Here is a 22,346-nt window from a genome sequence, read left to right as displayed (position 1 = left end):
GGAAAAATGCCGTGCCCCACGTTCCATAAATCGACTTTAGAAATGGTGCAACGTGACATGCGTCTCGCCGTCGTCCTGCCGGTTCGCCTCCGCCGCCGGACCCGGTCCACCTCATTCCCGAGGATGAACCGGCGGGCGTCCGCGCATGTCGGACTAGGTCCCTGGTATGACTCCCGGCGTCGCTCACCGAGGTATACCAGCCAAATTTAGATCTGCCCGTTCCGGTGGCCGAACCGATCGCGAATTCATTCTCCCGGCCGAAGATATCCGCGCGGACCATGCGTAGCCTCTCGTTGTTGTGACCGGTGAAATGCGAGGGGAAACAATGGCCGAACCGACATTCACCATGATGGACCTGATGGAGATCCTGGTCGCCAAGGTGGGCCTGCCGCGCGACGCGGTGACCCACGACGAGGGCGCGACCCTCGCCGACGTGGACCTCGACTCGCTGGCCCTGCTGCAGCTCACGGCCGAGGTCGCCGACCGCTACGGCGTCGACATCGGGGACGGGCGGACGGACGCGACCTTCGGGGAGCTGCTGGGGCTCGTCAACGAGGGACTGAGCGAGCACGCGCGATGACCGGCCGGCGGCGCATCGCGGTGACCGGGATCGGGGTGGTCGCGCCCGGCGGCACCACGCGCAAGGCGTTCTGGCAGGCGCTCACCGAGGGCCGCACCGCGACCCGGCGGATCTCGCTGTTCGACCCCGGACGCCTCCGGTCGCAGATCGCGGCCGAAGTGGACTTCGACCCGCTCGCGGCGGGCCTCACCCGGCAGGAGGTCTTCCGCAACGACCGGTTCATCCAGTTCGCGCTGGTCGCGGCCGACGAGGCGGTGGCCGACGCGGGCCTGGACGTCGCGGGCGACGCCCTCGACCGCGACCGGATGGCCGTCTGCCTCGGCAGCGCCGTCGGCGCGAGCACCCGGCTGGAGGACGAGTACGTCGTCGCCAGCGACGGCGGCGAGCACTGGCTCGTGGACCCGGCGTTCGCCACCGACTTCCTCTACCACGCGCTCGTCCCGAGCAGCCTGGCCGCCGAGGTCGCGTTCCGGTTCGGCGCGCACGGCCCCGCGACCGTCGTGTCGACCGGCTGCACGTCCGGGATCGACGCGGTCGGGCACGCGGCGCGGCTCATCGAGGACGGCGCGGCCGACGTCGTCGTCACCGGCGCCGCCGACGCGCCCGTCACGCCGATCTCGATGGCCTGCTTCGACGCGATCCGCGCGACCAGCGCCCGCAACGACGACCCCGAGCACGCGTCGCGCCCGTTCGACGCGACCCGCGACGGGTTCGTGATGGGCGAGGGGTCGGCGGTGCTCGTCCTGGAGGACGCCGAGCACGCCCGCCGGCGCGGCGCGCACGTCTACGCCGAGATCGCCGGGTACGCGAACCGCAGCAACGCCTACCACATGACCGGGCTGCGGCCCGACGGCGCGGAGATGGCCGTCGCGATCACTGCCGCGCTTGACGAGGCCCGGCTCGACCCCACCGCCGTCGACTACGTCAACGCGCACGGCTCGGGCACCAAGCAGAACGACCGGCACGAGACGGCCGCGTTCAAGCGCAGCCTCGGCGAGCACATCTACCGGACGCCCGTCAGCTCGATCAAGTCGATGGTCGGGCACTCGCTCGGCGCGATCGGCGCGATCGAGGTCGCGGCGTGCGCGCTCGCCGTCGAGCACGACGTGGTGCCGCCGACCGCGAACTACGAGATCCCCGACCCCGAGTGCGACCTGGACTACGTCCCGAACGTCGCCCGCGACCAGCGGGTGGACGTCGCGCTGTCGGTCGGGAGCGGGTTCGGCGGGTTCCAGTCGGCGATCGTCCTGGCACGACCCGGGGCGCGGCGATGACCGCCGCCGTCACCGGGCTCGGGATCGTCGCGCCCACCGGCGTCGGCGCGGACGAGCACTGGCGCGCGACGCTGGCGGGCGAGCTGGCCGTCCGGCCCATCGAGGCGTTCGACGCGTCCCGGTACGGCACGACGCTCGCCGGGCAGGTCACCGGGTTCCGGGTCGCCGACCACGTCCCGGACCGGCTCGCCGTCCAGACCGACCGGTGGACGTGGCTGGCGCTCGCGGCGGCGCGGCTGGCGCTGGCGGACGCGGCGTACGACCCGTCCGCCCGCGACCCGTACGCGACGTCGGTGATCCTCGGCAGCGGCTCGGGCGGCAACGAGTTCGGCCAGCGCGAGATCCAGGCGCTGTGGAGCCGGGGCAGCCGGGCCGTCGGCGCGTACCAGTCCATCGCGTGGTTCTACGCCGCGAGCACCGGCCAGGTGTCGATCCGGCACGGGACGAAGGGGCCGTCCGGGGTGCTCGTCTCGGACGCGGCGGGCGGCGTCGACAGCCTCGGCTGGGCCGAGCGGACGATCCGGCGCGGCACCGGCGCCGTCCTCGCGGGCGGGACCGAGGCGCCGCTGTCCCCGTACGCGCTCGCCTGCCAGGTCACCGGCGGGCGGATGTCGGCGGCGGCCGACCCGCGCGCCGCCTACAAGCCGTTCGACACCGCCGCGAACGGGCACGTTCCGGGCGAGGGCGGCGCGGTGCTCGTCGTCGAGGACGCCGACGCGGCGGCGGAGCGGTCCGCCCCCGCGATCTACGGCGTGGTGGCGGGCCACGCGGCCACCCACGACGCCCACCACTACCGCGAGGCCGCGCCGGACGGACGTCAGTACGCCCGCGCCATCGGGCAGGCGCTCGACCGCGCGGGCGTCCGCCCGGACGAAGTGGACCTGGTGTTCGCCGACGGCGCGGGCACGCCCGGCGCGGACGCTGCCGAGGCCGCCGCCCTGCGCGCGGTGTTCGGCCCGTACGGCGTCCCGGTGACCGCGCCGCAGGGCCTCGTCGGCCGGCTGTGCGCGGGCGGCTCGGCGCTGAACGCCGCGACCGCGCTGCTCGCGATGCGCGCCGGGGTCGCCCCGCCCGTGGGCAACCTGGACGACCCCGATCCCGCGTACGGGCTGGACCTCGTCCGGGAGCCGAGGGAGATGCCGATCGGGACCGTCGTGGTCGCCGCGCGCGGCCACGGCGGGTTCAACAGCGCGCTCGTGCTGCGCCGTTCCGGCCGGACGGGCGGGCCATGAGGTTGCGAATCACGTCCCGCCGGGAGGTTTAGCGGCGTTTACGGAAGGCTTCCCCCCGAGCGCGTTACCGAATCGGCCGACCCCGGACAGTCGAGACTCTTGTTCTCCGGGCTGACAACTTGTTGATCTTAAGTGTGGTGGGTCCGGGCGACATGTTCATGCGAGGCTCGAACGGGCGGCTGCGGTAGGCGCCGGGAGCCGTCCCCCGGGGCCTCACGATGCCGCCCGACCGGCACGTTCGCAGGTTCCGAATCTCGCTCCCGGGGTGGTTCGATGCAAATCTCTGGCAGCCCGAACGATGTGCTCTCCGTCGCCGTGTGCGGAGCCCCCGGCGTCTACCGCGCGGGCCTGATGACCGTGCTCCGCGCGATCCCCGGCCTGGACGTCGTCGCCGAATTCGACTGTGCCGGCTACAGCCCGCGGGTCCTGCGCGAACACCGGCCGCGCGTGCTGCTGATGGACCTGGACGGCTTCGACGTCGGCGACCTGCTGGCCCGGCAGATCGTCGGCAGTACCTCGGAGCTGGCGGTCCAGGTGATCGCGCTGTCGTCGGACCGGGACTCGGGCGCCGCGATCGAGGTGCTGCGCGGCGGCGCCCAGGGATTCCTGCACAAGGACACGCCGGTGCAGAGCCTCGTGGAGGCGATCCGGGCCGTCGACCGGGGCGGCGTCGCGCTCGACCCGCACGTCGCGCGGGACCTCGTGACGACGCTGCGCTACGGCGTTCGGGCCGCGCCCGAGCCCGTCGCGCCGGACGTCGGCAGGGTGAAGCTGACGCCCCGGCAGCGGCAGATCCTCGGGCTGGTCGGCCTCGGGCTGACCAACATCGAGATCGCCGACCGGCTGCGGCTCAGCCGGCCCACGGTGAAGACGCATATTTCGTCGCTGCTGCGCGTCCTGGAACTGCGCGACCGGACGCAGCTCGCCGTTTTCGCCTGCACCCACGGATTCCGCGAACTGGACGCGCGCCGGGAGAAGTCCGCGTGAGCCGCTGCGGATTCCCCGCAGCCGTTGTGCGGCAGAGTGCGGATGTGCCGGCGGCGGCGCCGGACGAGCATGGTGCCCATGACGAAGAAACCGGCCCGCATTCGCGCCGACGAGATCACGCCCGGACGCGCTCGCGGCGGCGAGCTGCGCATCGTCCTCGGACCGGGAACGGTCGGGAGCCGCTCCGGCTACATGGGGACGACCGTTCTCCAGCCCGGCGACCGGGTCGTCGAGCACTTCCACCCCTACTCCGAGGAGTTCCTGTTCTGCATCCGCGGCGAGCAGGTTCTCGACATCGAGGGCGAGGAATGGACGCTGTCGCCCGGCGAGGCGATGTACGTGCCGATCGGCCTGCGGCACCGCCTGCGCAACGTCGGCGACACCGAGGCGCTGAACATCTACCACCTCGGCCCGCTCGCCCCCGACCCCTCGCTCAGCCACATCGACACCGAGATCATCGCCGACCCGCAGGCCAGGACGGCGAACGGTAAGTCCGAGACGGCCCGGATCATGTTTTCGATGCGGGTCGCGGAGGAGAAGCGGGCGGACTTCCTCGCCGCCTACGAGAAGGTCCGCTACAGCGTCGCGAACACGCCCGGCCACATCCGCGACCAGATCTGCCAGTCGCCCGACGACCCGGCCCAGTGGATGATCACCAGCGAATGGACTTCAGTCGCGGACTTCTTCGCCTGGGAGAAGTCAGAAGAGCACAAGGACCTCGTCCGGCCCATGCGCGCGTGCTACACCGACCCCGAGTTCCGCAGCTTCGCCGTCGTGGCCGAGACCGCCGGAGTGCACCGATGAGCACCATTTCGGCCGACGCGCGCCTCATGACCTACATCAACATCTTCCACTGCACGCCGGAGAACCAGCAGGCCCTTTCGGACGCGATCCGGAAGGAGACCGAAGAGGTCGTCCGGCACATGCCGGGATTCGTCTCGGCGAACGTCCACCGCAGCGTCGACGGGGTTCGCGTCACGAACTACGCGCAGTGGAGCGACCTCGGCGCCTTCCAGAAGTACATCCAGAGCGAGGCGGGCCGCGCGCTCATCCTCGAAATGCACAAGTACGCCGACGACGTGGACGTCCACGTCTACGAGGTCGACTGGATCATGGCGGAGGGGACCTGACGTGCGCAGCGCCCGCGAACTCTGGGAAGCGGCCTACAAGGCGGTCGAGGCCGCCGACGACGACGCGCTGCGCGATCTGTGCGGCGCCGACATCGAGATCCGCACGTCCGCGAAGCACCAGCGCGGACCCGACGCGCTCGCCGCGCTGTTCGCGCAGCAGCGCGGCCTCTACACCGGGCTGGAGAAGACGGTCGACGGCGTCATCGAGTCGGCCGACGGCCGGGCGATGGCGGCGGAGCTGACGCTGTCCGGCCTGCCCAACGGCACCGACGAGCGGCTGACCTGGGGCGTCGTCGAGACCATCCGCGCCGACGGGGACCGCCTGGTCTCCTGGCACGCGATGCTCGACCGCACCTGGCTCGTTCAGCAGATCCAAGCCAACCAGCGGTGACGGCCGATGGACCTGCCTCCGCAGCGGGAGACCGAGCTGGCCGACGGCGTCGTGGCCCTCGTGCATGGCGATGGTGGTGGCGGCATGTCCAACGCTGCGCTGCTGCTCAGGGAGCCGGTCACGGTGGTGGACACGATGCTGCTGCCGGAGATGGCGCGGGGGATCCGGGCGGCGCTCGCGCGGCGCGGACGTGACGCCGCGCTCGTCGTCAACACCCACAACCACGCCGACCACATCGGCGGGAACGCGGTCTTCGCGGGCGTCCGGACGATCGCGCACCCGCGCACCGTCGCGAGCACGAAGGCGATGCTCGGGCCGCACCTGCCCGGCCTGCTGAGCCAGGTCATGCCGCGGTTCGCGCCAAGCCTGGCCGGGTGGGACACCTCGCCCGCCGAGCCCGTCCAGAATCTGGCCGACGAGTTGCCCGACGGCGTGGAGGCCCTGGCGTTCGAGGACGCGCACTCGGCGGCCGACGTCGCCCTGTGGCTCCCGGGCGACCGGGTGCTCCTGGCCGGGGACCTCTGCTTCACCGGGGTCACGCCGCTGGCCGTCCACGGCCGGATCGGGCGGTGGCGCGCCGCGCTGGACGAGCTGATCGCCCTGCGTCCGCGCACCGTCCTGCCCGGCCACGGCCCGCCGACGGGACCCGAGGCCCTGCACGCCCTGGCCGACTACCTCGACCGCGTCCTCGCCGCCGCCGACGAGGCCCACGCCGAGGGACTGCCCGCCGAGACGGTCGCCGGGCGCTTCGACGCGGGCGCCGCCGCCGGGTGGCTCGAACCCGGCCGGACGCTCGTGAACATCAAGGTCGCACTGTCCGAGAAGAACAGCACACCATTCCAAGGAGAGCACCATGTCGGCACTGACGGCGCGACGCATCATCGAGGAAGGCTTCTCGAAGGGTGACGTCGACGTTCTCGACGAGGTCATGACCCCCGACTTCGTCAACCACAACGCCCCGCCCGGGATGGACACCGGCATCGACGGCGTCAAGCAGGTCATCCGCGTCGAGCGGACCGGGTTCCCCGACCTCAACGTCGAGATCATCCGCGACTTCGAGGTGGACGGGTTCGTCATCCAGCAGGTCCGCCTGACCGGCACGCACAAGGGACCGGTGTTCGGCGTCCCCGCCACGGGCCGCACGGTCGTCTGGAACGAGATCCACATCGCGCGGATCCGGGACGGCCGCGTCGCCGAGCACTGGGCGTGCAACGACCTGCACTCGCTGCTCATGCAGATCGGCAAGATCGACCCGCCGGACACGTCGGCGTTCGCGCTCACGCCCGCCGAGCAGGGCTGATCCCCGTGCGGGTCCCGGCCGGCCGGGACCCGCACGGCTCCCGAGGTTCCACGAGGAGACGCACCATGACAGCGGTCGCGATCATCGGCATGTCCGCCCGGCTGCCCGGCGCCGACGGCCCGGACGCGTTCTGGGAGCTGCTGCGCTCGGGCACGGACGCGGTGGGGGAGCCCCCGCCCGGCCGGGACGCCCCGCGCGCGGGCGGGTTCCTCGCCGACGTCGCCGGGTTCGACGCGGCGTTCTTCGGCGTCGCCCCGCGCGAGGCCGCCGCGATGGACCCGCACCAGCGGCTGACGCTCGAACTCGGCTGGGCGGCGCTGGAGCACGCCAGGCTCGCGCCCGACCGGCTGTCCGGCACCGACACGGGCGTCTTCGTCGCCGCGCCCGGCGACGCGTACGCGACGGCGGTCCGCGACCACCACACGTTCACCGGACGGCAGCGGAGCATGGTCGCCAACCGGCTGTCGTACGCGCTCGGGCTGCGCGGGCCGAGCCTCGTCGTCGACACCGGCCAGTCGTCGTCGCTGGTCGCGGTGCATCTGGCGGCCGAGAGCCTGCGCGCCGGGGACTGCGATCTCGCGCTGACGGGCGGCGTGAGCCTGATGCTGGCGGCCGAGACCGGGCTCGCCGAGCTGGGCGCGCTGTCGCCGGACGGCCGCTGCCACGTGTTCGACGCCCGCGCCAACGGGTTCGTGCGCGGCGAGGGCGGGGGGCTGGTCGTCCTCAAGCGGCTCGCGGACGCGCTGGCCGACGGCGACCGGGTCCTCGCCGTCGTGCTCGGGAGCGCGGTGAACAACGGCGGGCGCGAGCGCGGGCTGACCGTGCCGAGCGCGTCCGCGCAGGCCGCGCTGATCGGACGGGCGTGCCGCCGGGCCGGGGTGGATCCGGCCGCCGTCGGCTACGTCGAGCTGCACGGGACGGGCACGGCGGTCGGCGACCCGGCGGAGGCGGCGGCGCTCGGCGCGGCGCTCGGCACCGCGCCGGGGCGCGTCCGGCCGCTGCGGGTCGGGTCGGTGAAGACGAACATCGGGCATCTGGAGGGCGCGGCGGGGATCGCGGGGCTGCTGAAGACCGTCCTCGGCCTGACGCACCGGCACCTGCCCGCGAGCCTGCACTACGCGACGCCCAACCCGGCGATCCCGCTGGACGAGCTGAACCTGCGCGTGCAGGACGCGCCGGGGCCGTGGCCGGACGGACCGGCGATCGCCGGGGTCAGCTCGTTCGGGCTCGGCGGGACGAACTGCCATCTCGTCGTCGCCGAGCCCGAGCCCCGTCCGGTCGCCGCGCGCGCGGCGGGGCCTTCGACGGTGCCGTGGGTGCTGTCGGCGCGGACCGCTTCGGCGCTGCGCGACCAGGCGCGGAACCTGCGGGGCGTGTCCGGCGACGCCCGCGACATCGGCTTCTCCCTGGTCACGACGCGGGCCGAGTGGGAGCACCGGGCGGTCGTCCTCGGCGGCGACGCGCTCGACGCGGTGGCCGCCGGGATGCCGCACGCGCGCGCCGTCACCGGGCGTTCGCGGGGCCGCAGCCGGACGGTGTTCGTCTTCCCCGGCCAGGGCGCGCAGTGGGCCGGGATGGGTCGCGCGCTCGCGGCGTCCTCGCCGGTCTTCGCCGCCCGGCTGCGCGAGTGCGCCGACGCGCTCGCCGAGTTCACCGACTGGTCGCTGCAGGACGTCCTGGACGACGGCCTGGACCGGGTCGACGTCGTGCAGCCCGCGCTGTGGGCCGTCATGGTGGCGCTCGCGGCGCAGTGGCGGGCGCTCGGCGTCGAGCCGGACGCCGTCGTCGGCCACTCCCAGGGCGAGATCGCCGCCGCGTGCGTCGCCGGGGCGCTGTCCCTGCGCGACGCGGCGCGGGTCGTGGCGTTGCGCGGGCGCGCGCTCACCGAGCTGGCCGGGACGGGCGGCATGGCGTCGGTCGCGCTGCCCGCCGAGGACGTCGCCGGACGGCTCGCGCGCTGGGACGGGCGGCTCTCGATCGCGGCGGTGAACGGCCCGGAGTCGTCGGTCGTGTCGGGCGAACCGGACGCGCTCGCCGCGTTCGCCGCCGCGTGCGAGGCCGACGGGATCCGCGTCCGGACCGTCCCGGTGGACTACGCGTCCCACTCCGCGCACGTCGAGGCGATCCGCGACCGGGTGCTGCGCGACCTGGCGCCCGTCACGCCGCGCGCGCCGGAGGTCCCGTTCCGCTCGGCGGTCCGGGACATGCCGCCGGACGCGCCGCTCGACGCCGCGTACTGGTACGCGAACCTGCGCAGGACCGTGGACTTCGCCCCGGCGGCGCAGGCGCTCGCCGAGGACTCCGACACCGTGTTCATCGAGGTCAGCCCGCATCCGGTGCTGACGACGGCCGTCCAGGAGGCGACCGGATGCGACGCGGTGCCGACGCTGCGCCGCGACGACGGCGACCTCGGCCGGTTCCTGCTGTCGGCCGCCGAGGCGTACGTGCGCGGGGTGCCGGTGGACTGGCGTCCGGCGTGCGGCGCGGACGCCCGCGCCACGGACCTGCCGACCTACCCGTTCCAGCGCACGCGGTACTGGCTGGACCGTCCCGACGAGGCCTCGGCGACCGTCTCCGCACCGGAACCGGATGCGGACCCCGACGTCGCGGACCGTGTGGCCGCGCTGCCGCCGGACGCGGGCCGCCGCCTGCTCGGGGACCTGGTGCGCGCCACGGCCGCCGCCCTGCTCGGCCACCCCGGACCGGACGCGATCGAAAACGGAACATCGTTCCGCGACCTCGGGTTCGACTCCCACACGTCCGTCGCGCTGCGCGACCGGCTGAGCGCCGCGACCGGACGGCCGCTGCCGCGCACGCTCGCCTACGACCGCCCGACCCCGGACGCCGTCGCCGACCACCTCCACGCCGAGCTGACCGGCCGCGCCGCCGCGCCCGCCCCGGCCGCGCCGGGCACCCCGGGCCCCGAGCCGATCGCGATCGTCGGCATGGCCTGCCGCCTCCCCGGCGGCGTCGCCGGCCCGGACGACCTTTGGAACCTCGTCCACGCCGGGACCGACGCGATGGGCCCGTTCCCCGACGACCGGGGATGGGACCTGGCGTCCCTCTACGACCCCGACCCCGACCGCGCGGGCCGCACCTACGTCCGCGAGGGCGCCTTCCTCGCCGACGCGGCGGGCTTCGACGCGGCGTTCTTCGGCATCGCGCCCCGCGAGGCGCTGGCGATGGACCCGCAGCAGCGCCTCCTGCTGGAACTGGCGTGGGAGTCGCTGGAGCACGCGGGACTCGATCCGTCCGCGCTGCACGGCACCCGCACCGGCACCTACGTCGGCATGTACGGCTGGGACGCGAGCGAGTCCGTCGAGGGCTACCGCCTCACCGGCGGCATGTCGAGCGTCGCCAGCGGACGCATCGCCTACACGCTCGGGCTCGAAGGCCCGGCGGTCACCGTCGACACGGCGTGCTCGTCGTCCCTGGTCGCGGTGCACCTGGCGTGCCGGTCGCTGCGGTCGGGCGAGTCCGACCTCGCGCTGGCGGGCGGCGTGACGGTCATGGCGACGCCGAGCATCTTCGTGGAGCTGGCCCGGCAGCGCGGCCTCGCGCGCGACGCCCGGTGCAAGGCGTTCGCCGAGGCCGCCGACGGGACGGCGTGGGGCGAGGGCGCGGGCGTCCTCGTCCTGGAGCGGCTGTCGGACGCGCGCCGCAACGGGCACGACGTCCTCGCGGTCGTGGCCGGGTCCGCGACGAACCAGGACGGCGCGTCCAACGGCCTGACCGCGCCGAACGGCCCGTCCCAGCAGCGGGTGATCCGCGCCGCGCTCGCCGACGCGGGTCTCGCGCCCGCCGACGTGGACGTGGTCGAGGCGCACGGGACGGGCACGGCCCTCGGCGACCCGATCGAGGCGCAGGCGCTGCTCGCGACCTACGGGCGGGAGCGGGAGACGCCGCTGCTGCTCGGCTCGCTGAAGTCGAACATCGGCCACACGCAGGCCGCGGCGGGCGTCGCGGGCCTGATCAAGACGGTGGCGGCGATCCGGCACGGGATCGTCCCGAAGACCCTGCACGTCGACGCCCCCACACCGCACGTGGACTGGACGTCGGGCGCGGTGGAGCTGGCGACGGAGGCCCGTCCGTGGCCGGAGACCGGACGGCCGCGCCGCGCGGGCGTGTCCTCGTTCGGCATCTCCGGCACGAACGCCCACGTCATCGTGGAGCAGGCCCCCGACCCCGAGCCCGTTCCGGAAGCACCGCCGTGGGGGACGGTCCCGTGGCTGCTGTCGGCCAAGACCGAGGACGCCCTGCGCGGCCAGGCCGAACGCCTCCTCGCCCACCTGGAGCGCACCGGCGCCGACCCCGCCGACATCGGTCTCTCGTTGGCCGCGCGGACGGAGTTCGAGCACCGCGCCGTCGTCCTCGGCGCCGACCGGGCCGCGCTGACGGCCGGGCTCGCCGCCGTCGCCGCCGCCGAGCCCGCGCCGAACGTGCTGCGGGACCGGGCGGGGGAGCGGCGCGGCGGGACGGTCTTCGTGTTCCCCGGCCAGGGCGGGCAGTGGCTCGGCATGGCGGCGGACCTGCTCGACCGCTCCCCGGCGTTCGCCGCCGGCATGGCCGCCTGCGCCCGCCACATCGACCCGCTCGTGGACTGGTCGCTGCTCGACGTCGCCCGCGAGACGGCCGACGACGCGTGGCTGGCGCGGGTGGACGTCGTCCAGCCCGTCCTGTTCGCGGTGATGGTGTCGCTCGCCGGGCTGTGGCGCTCGCTCGGCGTCGTCCCGGCCGCGGTGGTCGGCAGCTCGCAGGGCGAGATCGCCGCCGCGTGCGTCGCCGGGGCGCTGCCGCTGGACCAGGCGTGCCGGCTCATCGTGGAACGGTCGCGGATCTTCGCGGCGGAGATGGCGGACACCGGCCGCGTCGCGTCGGTCGGCGCTCCGGTCGCGGCCGTGGAGGCGCGGCTCGCCGGGCATCCCGCGCTGTGCGTGGCGGGCGTGAACGGGCCGTCCTCCACGACGGTGGCCGGGCCGGTGGCGGAGCTGGAGGCGTTCGTCGCGGAGCTGGAGGCGGCGGGCGTCCGGGCGCGGGTCGTGGCGGCGTCGGTGGCTTCGCACTCGCCCGAGGTGGAGCGCGTCCGGGCGCGGCTGGACGACGTGCTGGCGTTCGTCCGTCCCGAGGACACCGACGTGGCCGTCTACTCGACCGTGACCGGCACGACCATCGCGGGCGGCGAGCTGACGACGGCGTACTGGTACGAGAACTGCCGCCGTCCGGTCGCGTTCGAGACGGCCGTCCGGGCGCTGCTCGCCGCCGGTTACCGCGACTTCGTGGAGTGCGGTCCGCACCCGGTGCTCGCGATGAACGTCGAGGAGATCGCCGAGGGCACCGGCGCCGCCGTGGTCGGGACGCTGCGGCGGGGCGACGGGGGCGAGGCGCGGTTCCTGGCGTCCGCCGCCGAGCGGTACGCGCGCGGCGGCCCGACGGACTGGCGGCCGGTGTTCGGCGGCGCGCGCCGGGTCCCGCTGCCCGGCTACGCGTTCGAGCACGAGCGGTTCTGGCTGGAGCCGCGTGCCGGGGGTGACGCGTCCGGGCTCGGGCTCGTCGCGGCCGGGCATCCGTTCCTCGGCGCGGTGACCGACGTTCCCGAGTCCGGCGCGGTGATCCTGTCCGGGCGGCTGTCCCGGACGGCGCACGCCTGGCTGGCCGACCACACGGCGGCGGGCGTCGTCCTGGCGCCCGGCACGGCGTTCGTGGAGCTGGCGCTGCGCGCGGGCGCCGAGGTCGGCTGCGGCGACCTGCGGGAACTCGTCGTCCACACGCCGCTGGCGCTGCCCGAGCGCGGCGTGGCGGTGCGCGTCGTCGTGGACGAGGCGGACGAGCCCGGCTCCCGCGAGGTCGCCGTCTACTCCCGCGCGGACGGGACGGACGAGCCGTGGACCGTCCACGCGCGCGGTCGCCTCGCCGTCCCGGAAACGGTGGAAACCCCGGCGTCCGGCGCGTGGCCGCCGCCCGGCGCGACCGCCGTCGACCTCATCGGCGCCTACGACCTGCTCGCCGGGCGCGGCTACGGCTACGGCCCCGCGTTCCAGGGCCTGCGGGCGCTCTGGCGGCACGGCGACGCGGTGTCGGCCGAGGTCGCGCTGCCCGGCGGCGACCCGGCCGGGTTCGGCGTCCACCCCGCGCTGCTGGACGCCGCCCTGCACGCCGCGCTCCTCGCCGCGCCGGACCGGGAGTTCGCGCTGCCGTTCGCGTTCGAGGACGTCCGGGTGTTCGCGCCGGGCGCCGACCGGCTGCGGGTGACGCTGACCCCGGCGGGTCCGGACGCGGTGGCGCTCGCGGCGTCCGATATGTCCGGGCGGCCGGTGCTCGCGGCCCGGTCGATCACGCTGCGCCCGCTGTCGGCCGAGCAGCGCGCGGCGGTGTCCCGCGCCGGACGGCCCGCGCACCGGCTGCTCGCGCCGGCCTGGCCGCCGGTCGCGGTTCCGGACGCGCCGCCGGTGTCGGTGACGGCCTGGGACGCCCTCGAACCCGGCGCGCCCGTCCCGAACGTCGTCGTGCTGAACGGCGCGTTCACCGGCGGCTCGGGCGATGTCGTCGCCTCCGTTCACGACGTGACCGCGCGCGTCCTCGCCGTGCTCCAGGAATGGCTGGCGGACGAGCGGTTCCTCGGCAGCACGCTGCTCGTCGTCACCCGGAACGCCGTCGACCCGCCCGGCGGCGCCGCGCCCGACCTGGCCGGCGCCGCCGTCTGGGGCCTCGTCCGCGCGGCGCAGGCCGAGGCGCCCGGACGGTTCGTGCTGGTCGACACCGACGCGGACGTGGACGTCGCGTCCGTCGTCGCGACCGGCGAGCCGCAGGTCGCGCTCCGGTCCGGCGTCCTGCGCGCGGCGCGGCTGGCGCCCGTGCGCCCGGCGCCGGGCGGGGGGCTCGACGCGTCCGGGACCGTCCTGGTCACCGGCGGGACGGGCGGGCTCGGCGCGGCGGTGGCCCGGCACCTGGTGTCCGCGCACGGCGTCCGGCGGGTCGTCCTCGCCGGGCGGCGCGGCCCGGACGCCCCCGGCGCCGCCGAACTGCTCGCCGACCTGGCCGATCTCGGCGCTTCGGCGCGGGCCGTGCGGTGCGACGTGTCCGACCGCGCCGCCGTGGCCGCGCTGGTGGGCGGGATCGCGGATCTGTCGGCGGTCGTCCACACGGCCGGCGTCCTGGACGACGGCCTGATCGAGGCGCTGACGCCGGAGCGCATGTCCGCCGTGCTCGCGCCCAAGGCCGACGCCGCCTGGTACCTGCACGAAACGATCCCGGACGCCGCGACGCTCGTCCTGTTCTCCTCGATCATGGCCGTGAGCAGCGGGCCGGGCCAGGGCAACTACGCGGCGGCCAACGCGTTCCTCGACGCCCTCGCGGGCTACCGGCGCGCCGCCGGACGGCCCGCGCTGTCGATCGGCTGGGGCCTGTGGACCCGGACGACCGGGATGGCCGAGCAGCTCCGCGACGCCGACATCGTCCGGCTCAACCGGCAGGGCCTCGCCGAGATGCCCGTCGCGGACGGCCTTGCGCTGTTCGACGCGGCCGTCGCGCAGGACCGCGCCCACGTCGTCGCGGCGGCGCTGGACGCGGCGGCGCTCCAGGTCTCGGCGGGGATCGGGGCGCTGCCGCCCCTGCTGCGCGACCTCGTCCCGGCGGCGCGGGCGGTCCCGGCCGCCGCCGCGCCCGGCGACGTGCTCGATCTGATCCGCGCGCAGACCGCCGTCGTGCTCGGCCACGGCGGCGCGGACCGCGTCGCGCCGGACCGGACGTTCCGCGACCTCGGCTTCGACTCGCTGACGGCCGTCGAGCTGCGCAACCGGCTGAAGGCGGCCACCGGCTTGGCGCTCCCGGCGGCGGTCGTGTTCGACTATCCGACGCCGTCCGCGCTCGCCGCGTACCTGCGCGACCGCGTCGCGGGGACCGAATCGCGGCCGGACGACGCACCTTTGGCCGTCGACGCCGCGGATCCGATCGTCATCGTCGGGATGGGGTGCCGTTTCCCTGGCGCGTCCTCGCCCGAGGAGCTGTGGGACGTGGTCGCGAACGCCCGCGACGTCACCTCGCGTCCCCCGGACGACCGGGGCTGGGACCTCGCCGCGCTGCCGGTCTCCCGGGGCGGCTTCCTGCCCGACGCCGCCGCGTTCGACGCCGCGTTCTTCGGCGTCAACCCGCGCGAGGCGGCGGCGATGGACCCGCAGCAGCGGCTGCTGCTCGAAGTCTCCTGGGAGGCGCTGGAACGGGCCGGGATCGCGCCCGGCTCGCTCGCGGGCAGCCGCACCGGCGTGTTCGCCGGGCTGCTCGGGCAGGAGTACGGCGTCGGCGTGGACGAGGCGGCGGCCGGCGTCGCGGGCTACCGGCTGACGGGCAGCTCGGGCAGCGTCGCGTCCGGCCGCGTCGCCTACGCGCTCGGGCTCGAAGGGCCCGCGGTGACCGTGGACACGGCGTGCTCGTCGTCGCTCGCGGCCGTCCACCTCGCGGCGCAGTCGCTGCGCGCGGGCGAGTGCGACCTCGCGCTCGCCGGGGCCGCGACCGTCATGGCGACGCCGCGCGTGTTCGCGGAGTTCGCGTTGCAGCGCGGCCTGGCGGCCGACGGGCGCTGCAAGCCGTTCGCGGCGGCGGCCGACGGCACCGGCTGGAGCGAGGGCGCGGGCGTGCTCGTGCTGGAACGGCTGTCACGGGCGCGGGAATTGGGGCACCGGGTGCTCGCGGTCGTCCGGGGGAGCGCGGTGAACCAGGACGGGGCGTCCAACGGGCTGACCGCGCCGAACGGGCCCTCCCAGCAGCGCGTGATCCGGGCGGCGCTGGCGAACGCCGGGCTGTCGGCGTCCGAGGTGGACGTCGTGGAGGCGCACGGCACCGGGACCGTCCTCGGCGACCCGATCGAGGCGGAGGCGATCATCGCGACGTACGGGCGGGAGCGGGAGACGCCGTTGCTGCTCGGGTCGGTGAAGTCCAACCTCGGGCACACGCAGGCGGCGGCGGGCATGGCCGGGATCATCAAGACGGTCGCGGCGATGCGGCACGGGACCGTCCCGGCGACCCTGCACGTGGACGAGCCCACCCCGCACGTGGCGTGGACGGACACCGTCGCGCTCGCCCGCGACGCGGTGCCCTGGCCGGAGACGGGACGGCCGCGCCGCGCCGGGGTGTCGGCCTTCGGGATCTCCGGGACGAACGCGCACCTGATCCTCGAACAGGCCCCCGCTTCTCCTTCCGTCGCGGCCGGGCCGCCGTTGCCGGCCGTGCCGCTGGTGCTGTCGGCGCGGAGCGGGTCCGCGCTGCGCGGGCAGGCCGCCCGGCTGCTGGAGACGGTCCGCTCCGGCGCGGACCCGGCGGACGTCGGCGCCGCGCTCGTCACGACCCGGACCCAGTTCGAGCGCCGGACCGTGGTCGTCGGCACCTCCCGGGACGAGTTGGCCGCGCGGCTGGCGAAGGTGGCGGAGGGGAGCGTCCGGTCGTTCGACGCCGCAACAACGACGGTCTTCTTGTATCCGGGCCACGGGAGCCAGTACGCGGGCATGGGCCGTGGGCTCGCCGCCGCGTTCCCGGTGTTCGCGGACGCGTTCACCGAGGTCTGCGACGCGCTGGCCCCGCATCTGGACCGTCCACTGGCGTCCGTCCTGGACGACGAGGACCTGCTGAACCGCACCGAATACACCCAGCCCGCACTGTTCGCCGTCTCGGTCGCGCTGACCCGGCTGCTCGGCGCGTGGGGCGTCCGGCCCGGCCTGCTGCTCGGGCACTCGGCGGGCGAACTGGCGGCGGCGCACGTGGCGGGGGTGCTGTCGCTGTCGGACGCGTCCCGGCTGGTCGCGGCGCGCGGCCGAGCGATGAGCGCCCTGCCGCCCGGCCGGATGGCCCAACTGCGCGCGAGCGCCGACGAGGTCGCGCGGTCGCTGGACGAACTGGACTCGGGCGCGTCCATCGCCGCCGAGAACGCCCCCGACGCAACGGTCGTGTCCGGACCGGCGGGCGAGGTCGAGCGGGTCGTCGCCCTGTGGCGGGAGCGGGGACGCCGCGCGGTGCGACTCCCGGTCGCGCACGCGTTCCACTCGGCGGACCTGGACGACGTCCTGGCCGAGTTCGCCGCCGTCGCCCGCGAGGTCGCCTACCACCCGCCGGAGATCCCGATCGTCGCGAACCTGACGGGCCGGCCGGCGTCCGGCGACGCCCTCACATCAGCCGACTACTGGCTGCGGCAGGCGCGCGAACCCGTCCGCTTCGCCCCCGGAGTCCGCCTGGCCGGGGACAAGGCCGTCTTCCTCGAGGTCGGCCCGGGCCGCGCACTGACATCGCTGGCGGCCCAGTCCGCCACGGCCGCCGCGCTGCCGACACTGCGACACGACCGCCCCGAGCCGGTGACGCTGGTGACCGCGCTGGCCGACCTTTCCGCCCGGGACGTCCCGGTGGACTGGCCCGCCTACTTCGGCACTCGCCCACCCGTGGACCTGCCGACCTACGCGTTCGACCGCCCCCGCTTCTGGCTGCTCCCCGAACCCCCCGCCGCCGACCCGACCGATCTGGGCTTCGACACGGCGAACCACCCCGTTTTGACGGCCCGAATGGAAACCCCCGGCACACTCATCCTCTCGGGACACCTACCGTCCGGCGGCTGGACGTCCGACCACGTCGTAGGCGGCACCCCGTCCGCCCCCGGCACGCTCTTCCTGGAACTGGCCGCCCGAGCATGCGCCGAGGCCGGCGCAGCCGCCATACGCGAACTGGTCCTGCGAAAGCCGCTCGTCCTGCCCCAATCCGGCGTCGCCCTACAAGTCGTAGTCCAGCCCAAAGACCCCAAAACCCAAACCATCACGATCTCCTCACGTGCCGACACCGGCCCATGGACCGTCCACGCAACAGGCACACTTACAACCACCCCCACCCCACCCACCACCCCGGGCGCCAAGCCGCCCGCTATGTCGAGCGCCGCGCCGACCGCGGCGTCGAGCACCGTGCCGGGCGCTGCGTCAGACGCCATATCGAGCGCGGTGCAGGACGTCATGCCGATGACGCACCCGTCCGGCGCCATGCCTGGCGTCACGCCGGTGACGCTGCCGCCAGACGCCGTCCGCGTCGACCTGGACGACGCGTACGCGCGGCTCGCCGAGCTGGGCTTCGCGCACGGCCCGGCGTTCCGGGGCCTGCGGTCCCTGTGGCGCGCCGGCGACGCGGTGTACGCCGAGGTCGGCGCCCCCGACGGCGTGGACGTCACAGGCTTCGGCCTCCACCCGGCACTCCTGGACGCCGCCCTCCAGGGCTGGCTGGCGGCCGGTCCCGGACGCGCCCTCGTCCCGTTCTCCTTCGAGGACGCGGCGCTCCACACGCCCGGCGCCGGTGACCTGCGCGTCCGCTTCACCCCGGCAGGCCCGGACGCGGTCGCGATCACGGTCGCCGACGCGGCGGACCGCCTGCTGCTGACGGTCGGCTCGATGTGGACACGTCCAGTTCCGCCCGGCGGATTCCGCGCGCCCGTCCGCCTGCATGCTCTGACCTGGACCCCCGCCACGTCCCCACCCCCGGACGTGCGGCAGCCGGAAACGCTGGACATCCCGCAGGCGGACGTGCCGGAAGTCCCGCAGCCGGAAGCGATGGACACCCGGCGGGCAGAGGCACCGGACGTGCCGCAGCCTCAGATGCCGGTGTTGGAAGTCGCGTCACCGGACGTCTCGGTGCCCTACGCGTCTGTGGCGGGCGTTCCGGTGCTGGAAGTGCGGGACGTCGGGCTTCATGCGGCGGCGCACACCGCGCTGCGCGCTTTGCAGGACGCGGACAGGCGCCTGGCCGTCGTCACGCGCGGCGCGGTGGGGCTGCCGGGCGAGGACGTGACAGATCTGTCCGGCGCGGCCGTCTGGGGGCTGGTCCGCTCGGCGCAAGTTGAGGAGCCCGGGCGGTTCGTCCTCGTGGACACCGACGGCTCGCTGGATCTCGCCGTCGCGCTCGCCACGGGCGAACCGCAGATCATGATCCGGAACAATGTTCCGCATGTGCCCCGCTTGGGGGCGCTGCCTGGCGGCGGGGCGGGTGCGTTCCCTTCGGACGGGACCGTCCTCGTCACCGGCGGGACGGGTGGCCTCGGCGCCGCGCTGGCCCGCCACCTGGTGGCCGCGCATGGCGTCCGGAAGCTGGTGCTCGTCAGCCGCCGGGGTCCCGAGGCGCCCGGCGCGGACGAGCTTCGCGCCGACCTCGCCGAGCTGGGCGCGACCGCCGCGATCACCGCGTGCGACGTCGCGGACGGCGCGGCCGTGGCCCGGCTGGTGGCCGGGATCCCGGATCTCGCGGCCGTCGTCCACACGGCCGGGGTGCTGGACGACGGCGTCCTCGGCTCGCTCACCCCCGGCCGCCTCGACCCCGTCCTCGCCGCGAAGGCGGACGCCGCCCGGCATCTGCACGACGCGACGCGCGACCGAGACCTGCGGGCGTTCGTGCTGTTCTCGTCCATCGCGGGCACGCTCGGCTCCGCGGGCCAGGCCGGTTACGCGGCAGCGAACGCCTACCTGGACGGCCTCGCCGCGCATCGCCGGGGGCACGGCCTGCCCGCCGTCTCGATCGCCTGGGGCGTGTGGGCGCGGCGCGACGGCATGACCGCCCACCTCCGGGACGTCGACCTGGCCCGCCTCCGCCACCGGGGACTCGAACCCTTCTCAACGGCCGAGGGCCTGGCGATGTTCGACGCCGCCCTCGCGTCCCCCCACCCCGCCGTCGCGGCCATCGGCCCGCACCACGCCCCCGCCCACACGCCGCACCGCGCGCCCGAACGTGTCCCGGCGCCCGCCCCCCAACGTGCTCCGGACACCGCGTCCGATCGCGCGCCCGACCGCGCAACGAGCGGCACGGCGAGCGGCGCGGGGGGCGGCGTGCCGGACCGCGCTGCGGACGGCACGGTGAGCCGAGTGACAGACCGCGCGCTGGGCGGCGCGACGGATCGTGCGGCGAGCAGTGACGCAGGCTGGGCGGCGGAGCGTGCGGCAGGCGCGGGGGACTGGGCTGCGGGCCGTGCGGCGGGTCGGGTAGAGGGCGATGCGGCGCGTTGGGCGGCGGAGCGCGTGGTGAGCGGGGTGGCGGGGGACTGGGACGATCCGGACGTGTTGCGGCGGCAGCTTGCCGCGCTGGATCCCGAGGGGCGGCGGCGCCGGGTGTTGGATTTGCTCGGCCGTCGTGTCGCGGAGGTGCTCGGGCACGGGGACGGGGACGTTGATCCCGACCGTTCGTTCCGCGACCTCGGGTTCGACTCGCTGACCGCCGTCGAGCTGCGCAACGCGCTGACCACGCTGACCGGTGCGCCGCTTCCGGCGACGGTCGTTTTCGAGTACCCGACCCCCGCCGCGCTCGCCGACCACCTGAACCGGACCGTCCTCGGGACGGACGAGGCGGTGGAACCGGTACGGCAGAACCCGGAGGAGCTGATCGAAGCAATGGACGCCGAGCAACTGATCGAGGCCGCGCTGCGCGGCCGGACGGGTCCGCGATGAGCGCGGGCACCGAGGCGCGGCTGGTGGCGGCGCTGCGCGAGGCGCTGAAGGAGATCGAGCGGCTGCGCGCGCACGGCGCGGATGCGTCCGATCCGGTCGCGGTGGTCGGCATCGGCTGCCGTCTGCCCGGCGCGATCGCGTCGCCGGACGACCTGTGGGACGCCGTCGCCCATGGGCGCGACGCCATCTCGGGCTTTCCCACCGACCGGGGCTGGGATTTGGACGCCCTGTACGACCCGGATCCGGATCGTCCGGGCACGTTCTACGTCCGCGAGGGCGGCTTTCTGGACGACGCCGCCGGGTTCGACGCGGCCTTCTTCGGCATCAGCGCCGGTGAGGCCACCGCGATGGACCCGCAGCAGCGGCTCGTGCTGGAGGTCGCCTGGGAGGCGTTGGAGCACGCGGGCATCGACCCGCACGCGCTGGCGGGCACCGACACCGGCGTCTTCGCGGGCGCGATGGCCCAGGAGTACGCGGCCGGTGAGGCCGCAGCCGACGGTCACCGCCTCACCGGGACGGCCGGCAGCGTCGTCTCCGGCCGCGTCGCCTACACGCTCGGCCTCGAAGGGCCCGCGGTGACCGTGGACACGGCGTGCTCGTCGTCGCTCGTGGCCGTCCACCTCGCCGCGCGCTCGCTCCGGACGGGCGAGTGCGACCTCGCGCTCGCCGGCGGCGTGACCGTCATGGCGACGCCGCGCGCGTTCGTGGACCTGGCGCGCCAGCGCGGCCTGTCGCCGGGCGGCCGGTGCCGGTCGTTCGCCGCGTCCGCCGACGGGACGGCGTGGAGCGAGGGCGCGGGCGTGCTCGTCCTGGAGCGCCTGTCGGACGCCGAACGCCGCGGCCACCGCGTCCTCGCGCTCGTGCGGGGCAGCGCCGTCAACCAGGACGGCGCGTCCAACGGCCTGACCGCGCCGAGCGGCCTCGCCCAGCAGCGCGTCATCCGGGCGGCCCTCGCCGACGCGGGCCTCGCGCCCGCCGACGTGGACGTCGTCGAGGCCCACGGGACCGGCACCGTCCTCGGCGACCCGATCGAGGCCCGCGCGATCCTCGCCGCCTACGGCCGGGACCGCGAGCGTCCGCTGCTGCTCGGCTCGGTGAAGTCCAACCTCGGGCACACGCAGGCCGCCGCCGGGATCGCGGGCCTCGCCAAGATGATCGAAGCCATGCGGCACGGCACCGTGCCAAGCACGCTGCACGTCGACGCCCCCACCCCGCACGTCGACTGGACGGGCACCGTAAGGCTCGCGACCGACCCGGCGGACTGGCCCGAGACGGGCCGTCCCCGGCGCGCGGCGGTGTCGTCCTTCGGCATCTCCGGCACCAACGCCCATGTGATCGTCGAGGAGGCGCCCGCGCCCCCGCCGGACGCACCGCGCCGCCCGATGGACGCGATCCCGTGGGTCCTGTCGGCCAGGACCCCGGCGGCGCTCGCCGAGCAGGCCCGCCGCCTGCTCGCCCACGCGGAACGGCACGATCCCCTCGACATCGCCTACTCGCTCGCCACGACCCGCGCCCGGTTCGCCCACCGCGCGGCCGTCGTCGGCGCCACCAGGGACGAACTGACCGCCGGGCTGCGAGAAATAGCCGCAGGTCAAGCGCCCACCCCGCCGGACGGCCCCGCGCGCCGCTTCACCACCGGCGAGGACGTCGACTGGACGGCCGTGTTCGCCGGTTCCGGCGCCCGCCGCGTCGACCTGCCGACCTACCCGTTCGAGCGGCGCCGCTTCTGGCCGGGCACGCCCGCGCCCGCCCCGGCTGACGGCCCGCTCGTGGACCTGGTGCGCGCGGCCGTGCTGGAGGTCGTCCCCGGCGAGCCGCCCGGCCCGGACGACGACCTGGTCGACCGGGGCCTCACCTCGCTCACCGCCGTCGAGCTGCGCAGCCGCCTCCAGGAGCTGACCGGCGTCCGGGTCACGCTGGCCGAGATCTTCGACGACCCGACGATCCGCGCGGTGGCGGCGCTGGCCGAGCGGTCCGCGCCCGCCTACGTCCACGACTGAAGGGCAG

The 22,346-nt window shown here is 75.3% G+C and carries 11 protein-coding genes; all 11 read left to right on the top strand.

Annotated elements, in window-relative coordinates; translation table 11 throughout:
* The first annotated feature begins 325 nt into the window (after positions 1-325).
* The 11 genes from GQ466_RS28095 (at position 326) to GQ466_RS28015 (ending at position 22,339) form a co-directional block, all read left to right on the top strand.
* Positions 326-580: an acyl carrier protein gene (locus GQ466_RS28095; protein WP_161106079.1), complete on the top strand. Its 255-nt coding sequence runs from the start codon at positions 326-328 to the stop codon at positions 578-580.
* Complete coding sequence (locus GQ466_RS28090; protein WP_161106078.1) at positions 577-1,854, top strand: beta-ketoacyl-[acyl-carrier-protein] synthase family protein; 1,278 nt, start codon at positions 577-579, stop codon at positions 1,852-1,854. The genes GQ466_RS28095 and GQ466_RS28090 overlap by 4 nt, the downstream gene beginning before the upstream one ends.
* A complete protein-coding gene (locus GQ466_RS28085; protein ID WP_161106077.1) occupies positions 1,851-3,086 on the top strand; it encodes a beta-ketoacyl synthase N-terminal-like domain-containing protein in 1,236 nt (411 codons plus the stop codon). Before GQ466_RS28090 ends, GQ466_RS28085 begins: the two co-directional genes overlap by 4 nt.
* 273 nt (positions 3,087-3,359) lie before the next feature.
* Positions 3,360-4,073: a LuxR C-terminal-related transcriptional regulator gene (locus tag GQ466_RS28080; protein ID WP_161106076.1), complete on the top strand. Its 714-nt coding sequence runs from the start codon at positions 3,360-3,362 to the stop codon at positions 4,071-4,073.
* Between the two features lie 78 nt (positions 4,074-4,151).
* Positions 4,152-4,877: a cupin domain-containing protein gene (locus GQ466_RS28075; protein ID WP_161106075.1), complete on the top strand. Its 726-nt coding sequence runs from the start codon at positions 4,152-4,154 to the stop codon at positions 4,875-4,877.
* On the top strand, positions 4,874-5,203 hold the full coding sequence (locus GQ466_RS28070; protein ID WP_103565112.1) for an antibiotic biosynthesis monooxygenase family protein: 330 nt from the start codon (positions 4,874-4,876) through the stop codon (positions 5,201-5,203). Before GQ466_RS28075 ends, GQ466_RS28070 begins: the two co-directional genes overlap by 4 nt.
* Position 5,204: 1 nt before the next feature.
* Positions 5,205-5,594, top strand: coding sequence for a nuclear transport factor 2 family protein (locus GQ466_RS28065; protein ID WP_161106074.1), 390 nt, complete (start codon positions 5,205-5,207; stop codon positions 5,592-5,594).
* A 6-nt stretch (positions 5,595-5,600) separates the two neighbouring features.
* Complete coding sequence (locus GQ466_RS28060) at positions 5,601-6,500, top strand: MBL fold metallo-hydrolase (RefSeq protein ID WP_161106073.1); 900 nt, start codon at positions 5,601-5,603, stop codon at positions 6,498-6,500.
* Entirely contained in the window at positions 6,448-6,894 is a 447-nt protein-coding gene (locus GQ466_RS28055; protein WP_161106072.1) for an ester cyclase, read from the top strand. The genes GQ466_RS28060 and GQ466_RS28055 overlap by 53 nt, the downstream gene beginning before the upstream one ends.
* Before the next feature lie 65 nt (positions 6,895-6,959).
* Positions 6,960-20,339 carry a type I polyketide synthase gene (locus GQ466_RS31100; protein WP_202421245.1) on the top strand — a complete coding sequence of 4,460 codons (13,380 nt, stop codon included), beginning with the start codon at positions 6,960-6,962 and terminating at the stop codon, positions 20,337-20,339.
* Positions 20,336-22,339 carry a type I polyketide synthase gene (locus tag GQ466_RS28015; protein ID WP_161106070.1) on the top strand — a complete coding sequence of 668 codons (2,004 nt, stop codon included), beginning with the start codon at positions 20,336-20,338 and terminating at the stop codon, positions 22,337-22,339. The genes GQ466_RS31100 and GQ466_RS28015 overlap by 4 nt, the downstream gene beginning before the upstream one ends.
* The last annotated feature ends 7 nt before the right edge of the window (positions 22,340-22,346 follow it).

Origin of the sequence: Actinomadura rayongensis, assembly GCF_009831215.1 — a bacterium.
In the GTDB taxonomy this organism is placed as follows: Bacteria; Actinomycetota; Actinomycetes; order Streptosporangiales; family Streptosporangiaceae; genus Spirillospora; species Spirillospora rayongensis.
This window is presented reverse-complemented; position numbering and strand designations above follow the sequence as displayed.

Excerpts from the sequence above, each read along its gene's own strand:
- GQ466_RS28095 (WP_161106079.1), top strand. The coding sequence starts at position 326 with ATGGCCGAACCGACATTCACCATGATGGACCTGATGGAGATCCTGGTC.
- GQ466_RS28070 (WP_103565112.1), top strand. The coding sequence starts at position 4,874 with ATGAGCACCATTTCGGCCGACGCGCGCCTCATGACCTACATCAACATC.
- GQ466_RS28090 (WP_161106078.1), top strand. The coding sequence starts at position 577 with ATGACCGGCCGGCGGCGCATCGCGGTGACCGGGATCGGGGTGGTCGCG.
- GQ466_RS28060 (WP_161106073.1), top strand. The coding sequence starts at position 5,601 with ATGGACCTGCCTCCGCAGCGGGAGACCGAGCTGGCCGACGGCGTCGTG.
- GQ466_RS31100 (WP_202421245.1), top strand. The coding sequence starts at position 6,960 with ATGACAGCGGTCGCGATCATCGGCATGTCCGCCCGGCTGCCCGGCGCC.
- GQ466_RS28080 (WP_161106076.1), top strand. The coding sequence starts at position 3,360 with ATGCAAATCTCTGGCAGCCCGAACGATGTGCTCTCCGTCGCCGTGTGC.
- GQ466_RS28075 (WP_161106075.1), top strand. The coding sequence starts at position 4,152 with ATGACGAAGAAACCGGCCCGCATTCGCGCCGACGAGATCACGCCCGGA.
- GQ466_RS28055 (WP_161106072.1), top strand. The coding sequence starts at position 6,448 with ATGTCGGCACTGACGGCGCGACGCATCATCGAGGAAGGCTTCTCGAAG.
- GQ466_RS28085 (WP_161106077.1), top strand. The coding sequence starts at position 1,851 with ATGACCGCCGCCGTCACCGGGCTCGGGATCGTCGCGCCCACCGGCGTC.
- GQ466_RS28015 (WP_161106070.1), top strand. The coding sequence starts at position 20,336 with ATGAGCGCGGGCACCGAGGCGCGGCTGGTGGCGGCGCTGCGCGAGGCG.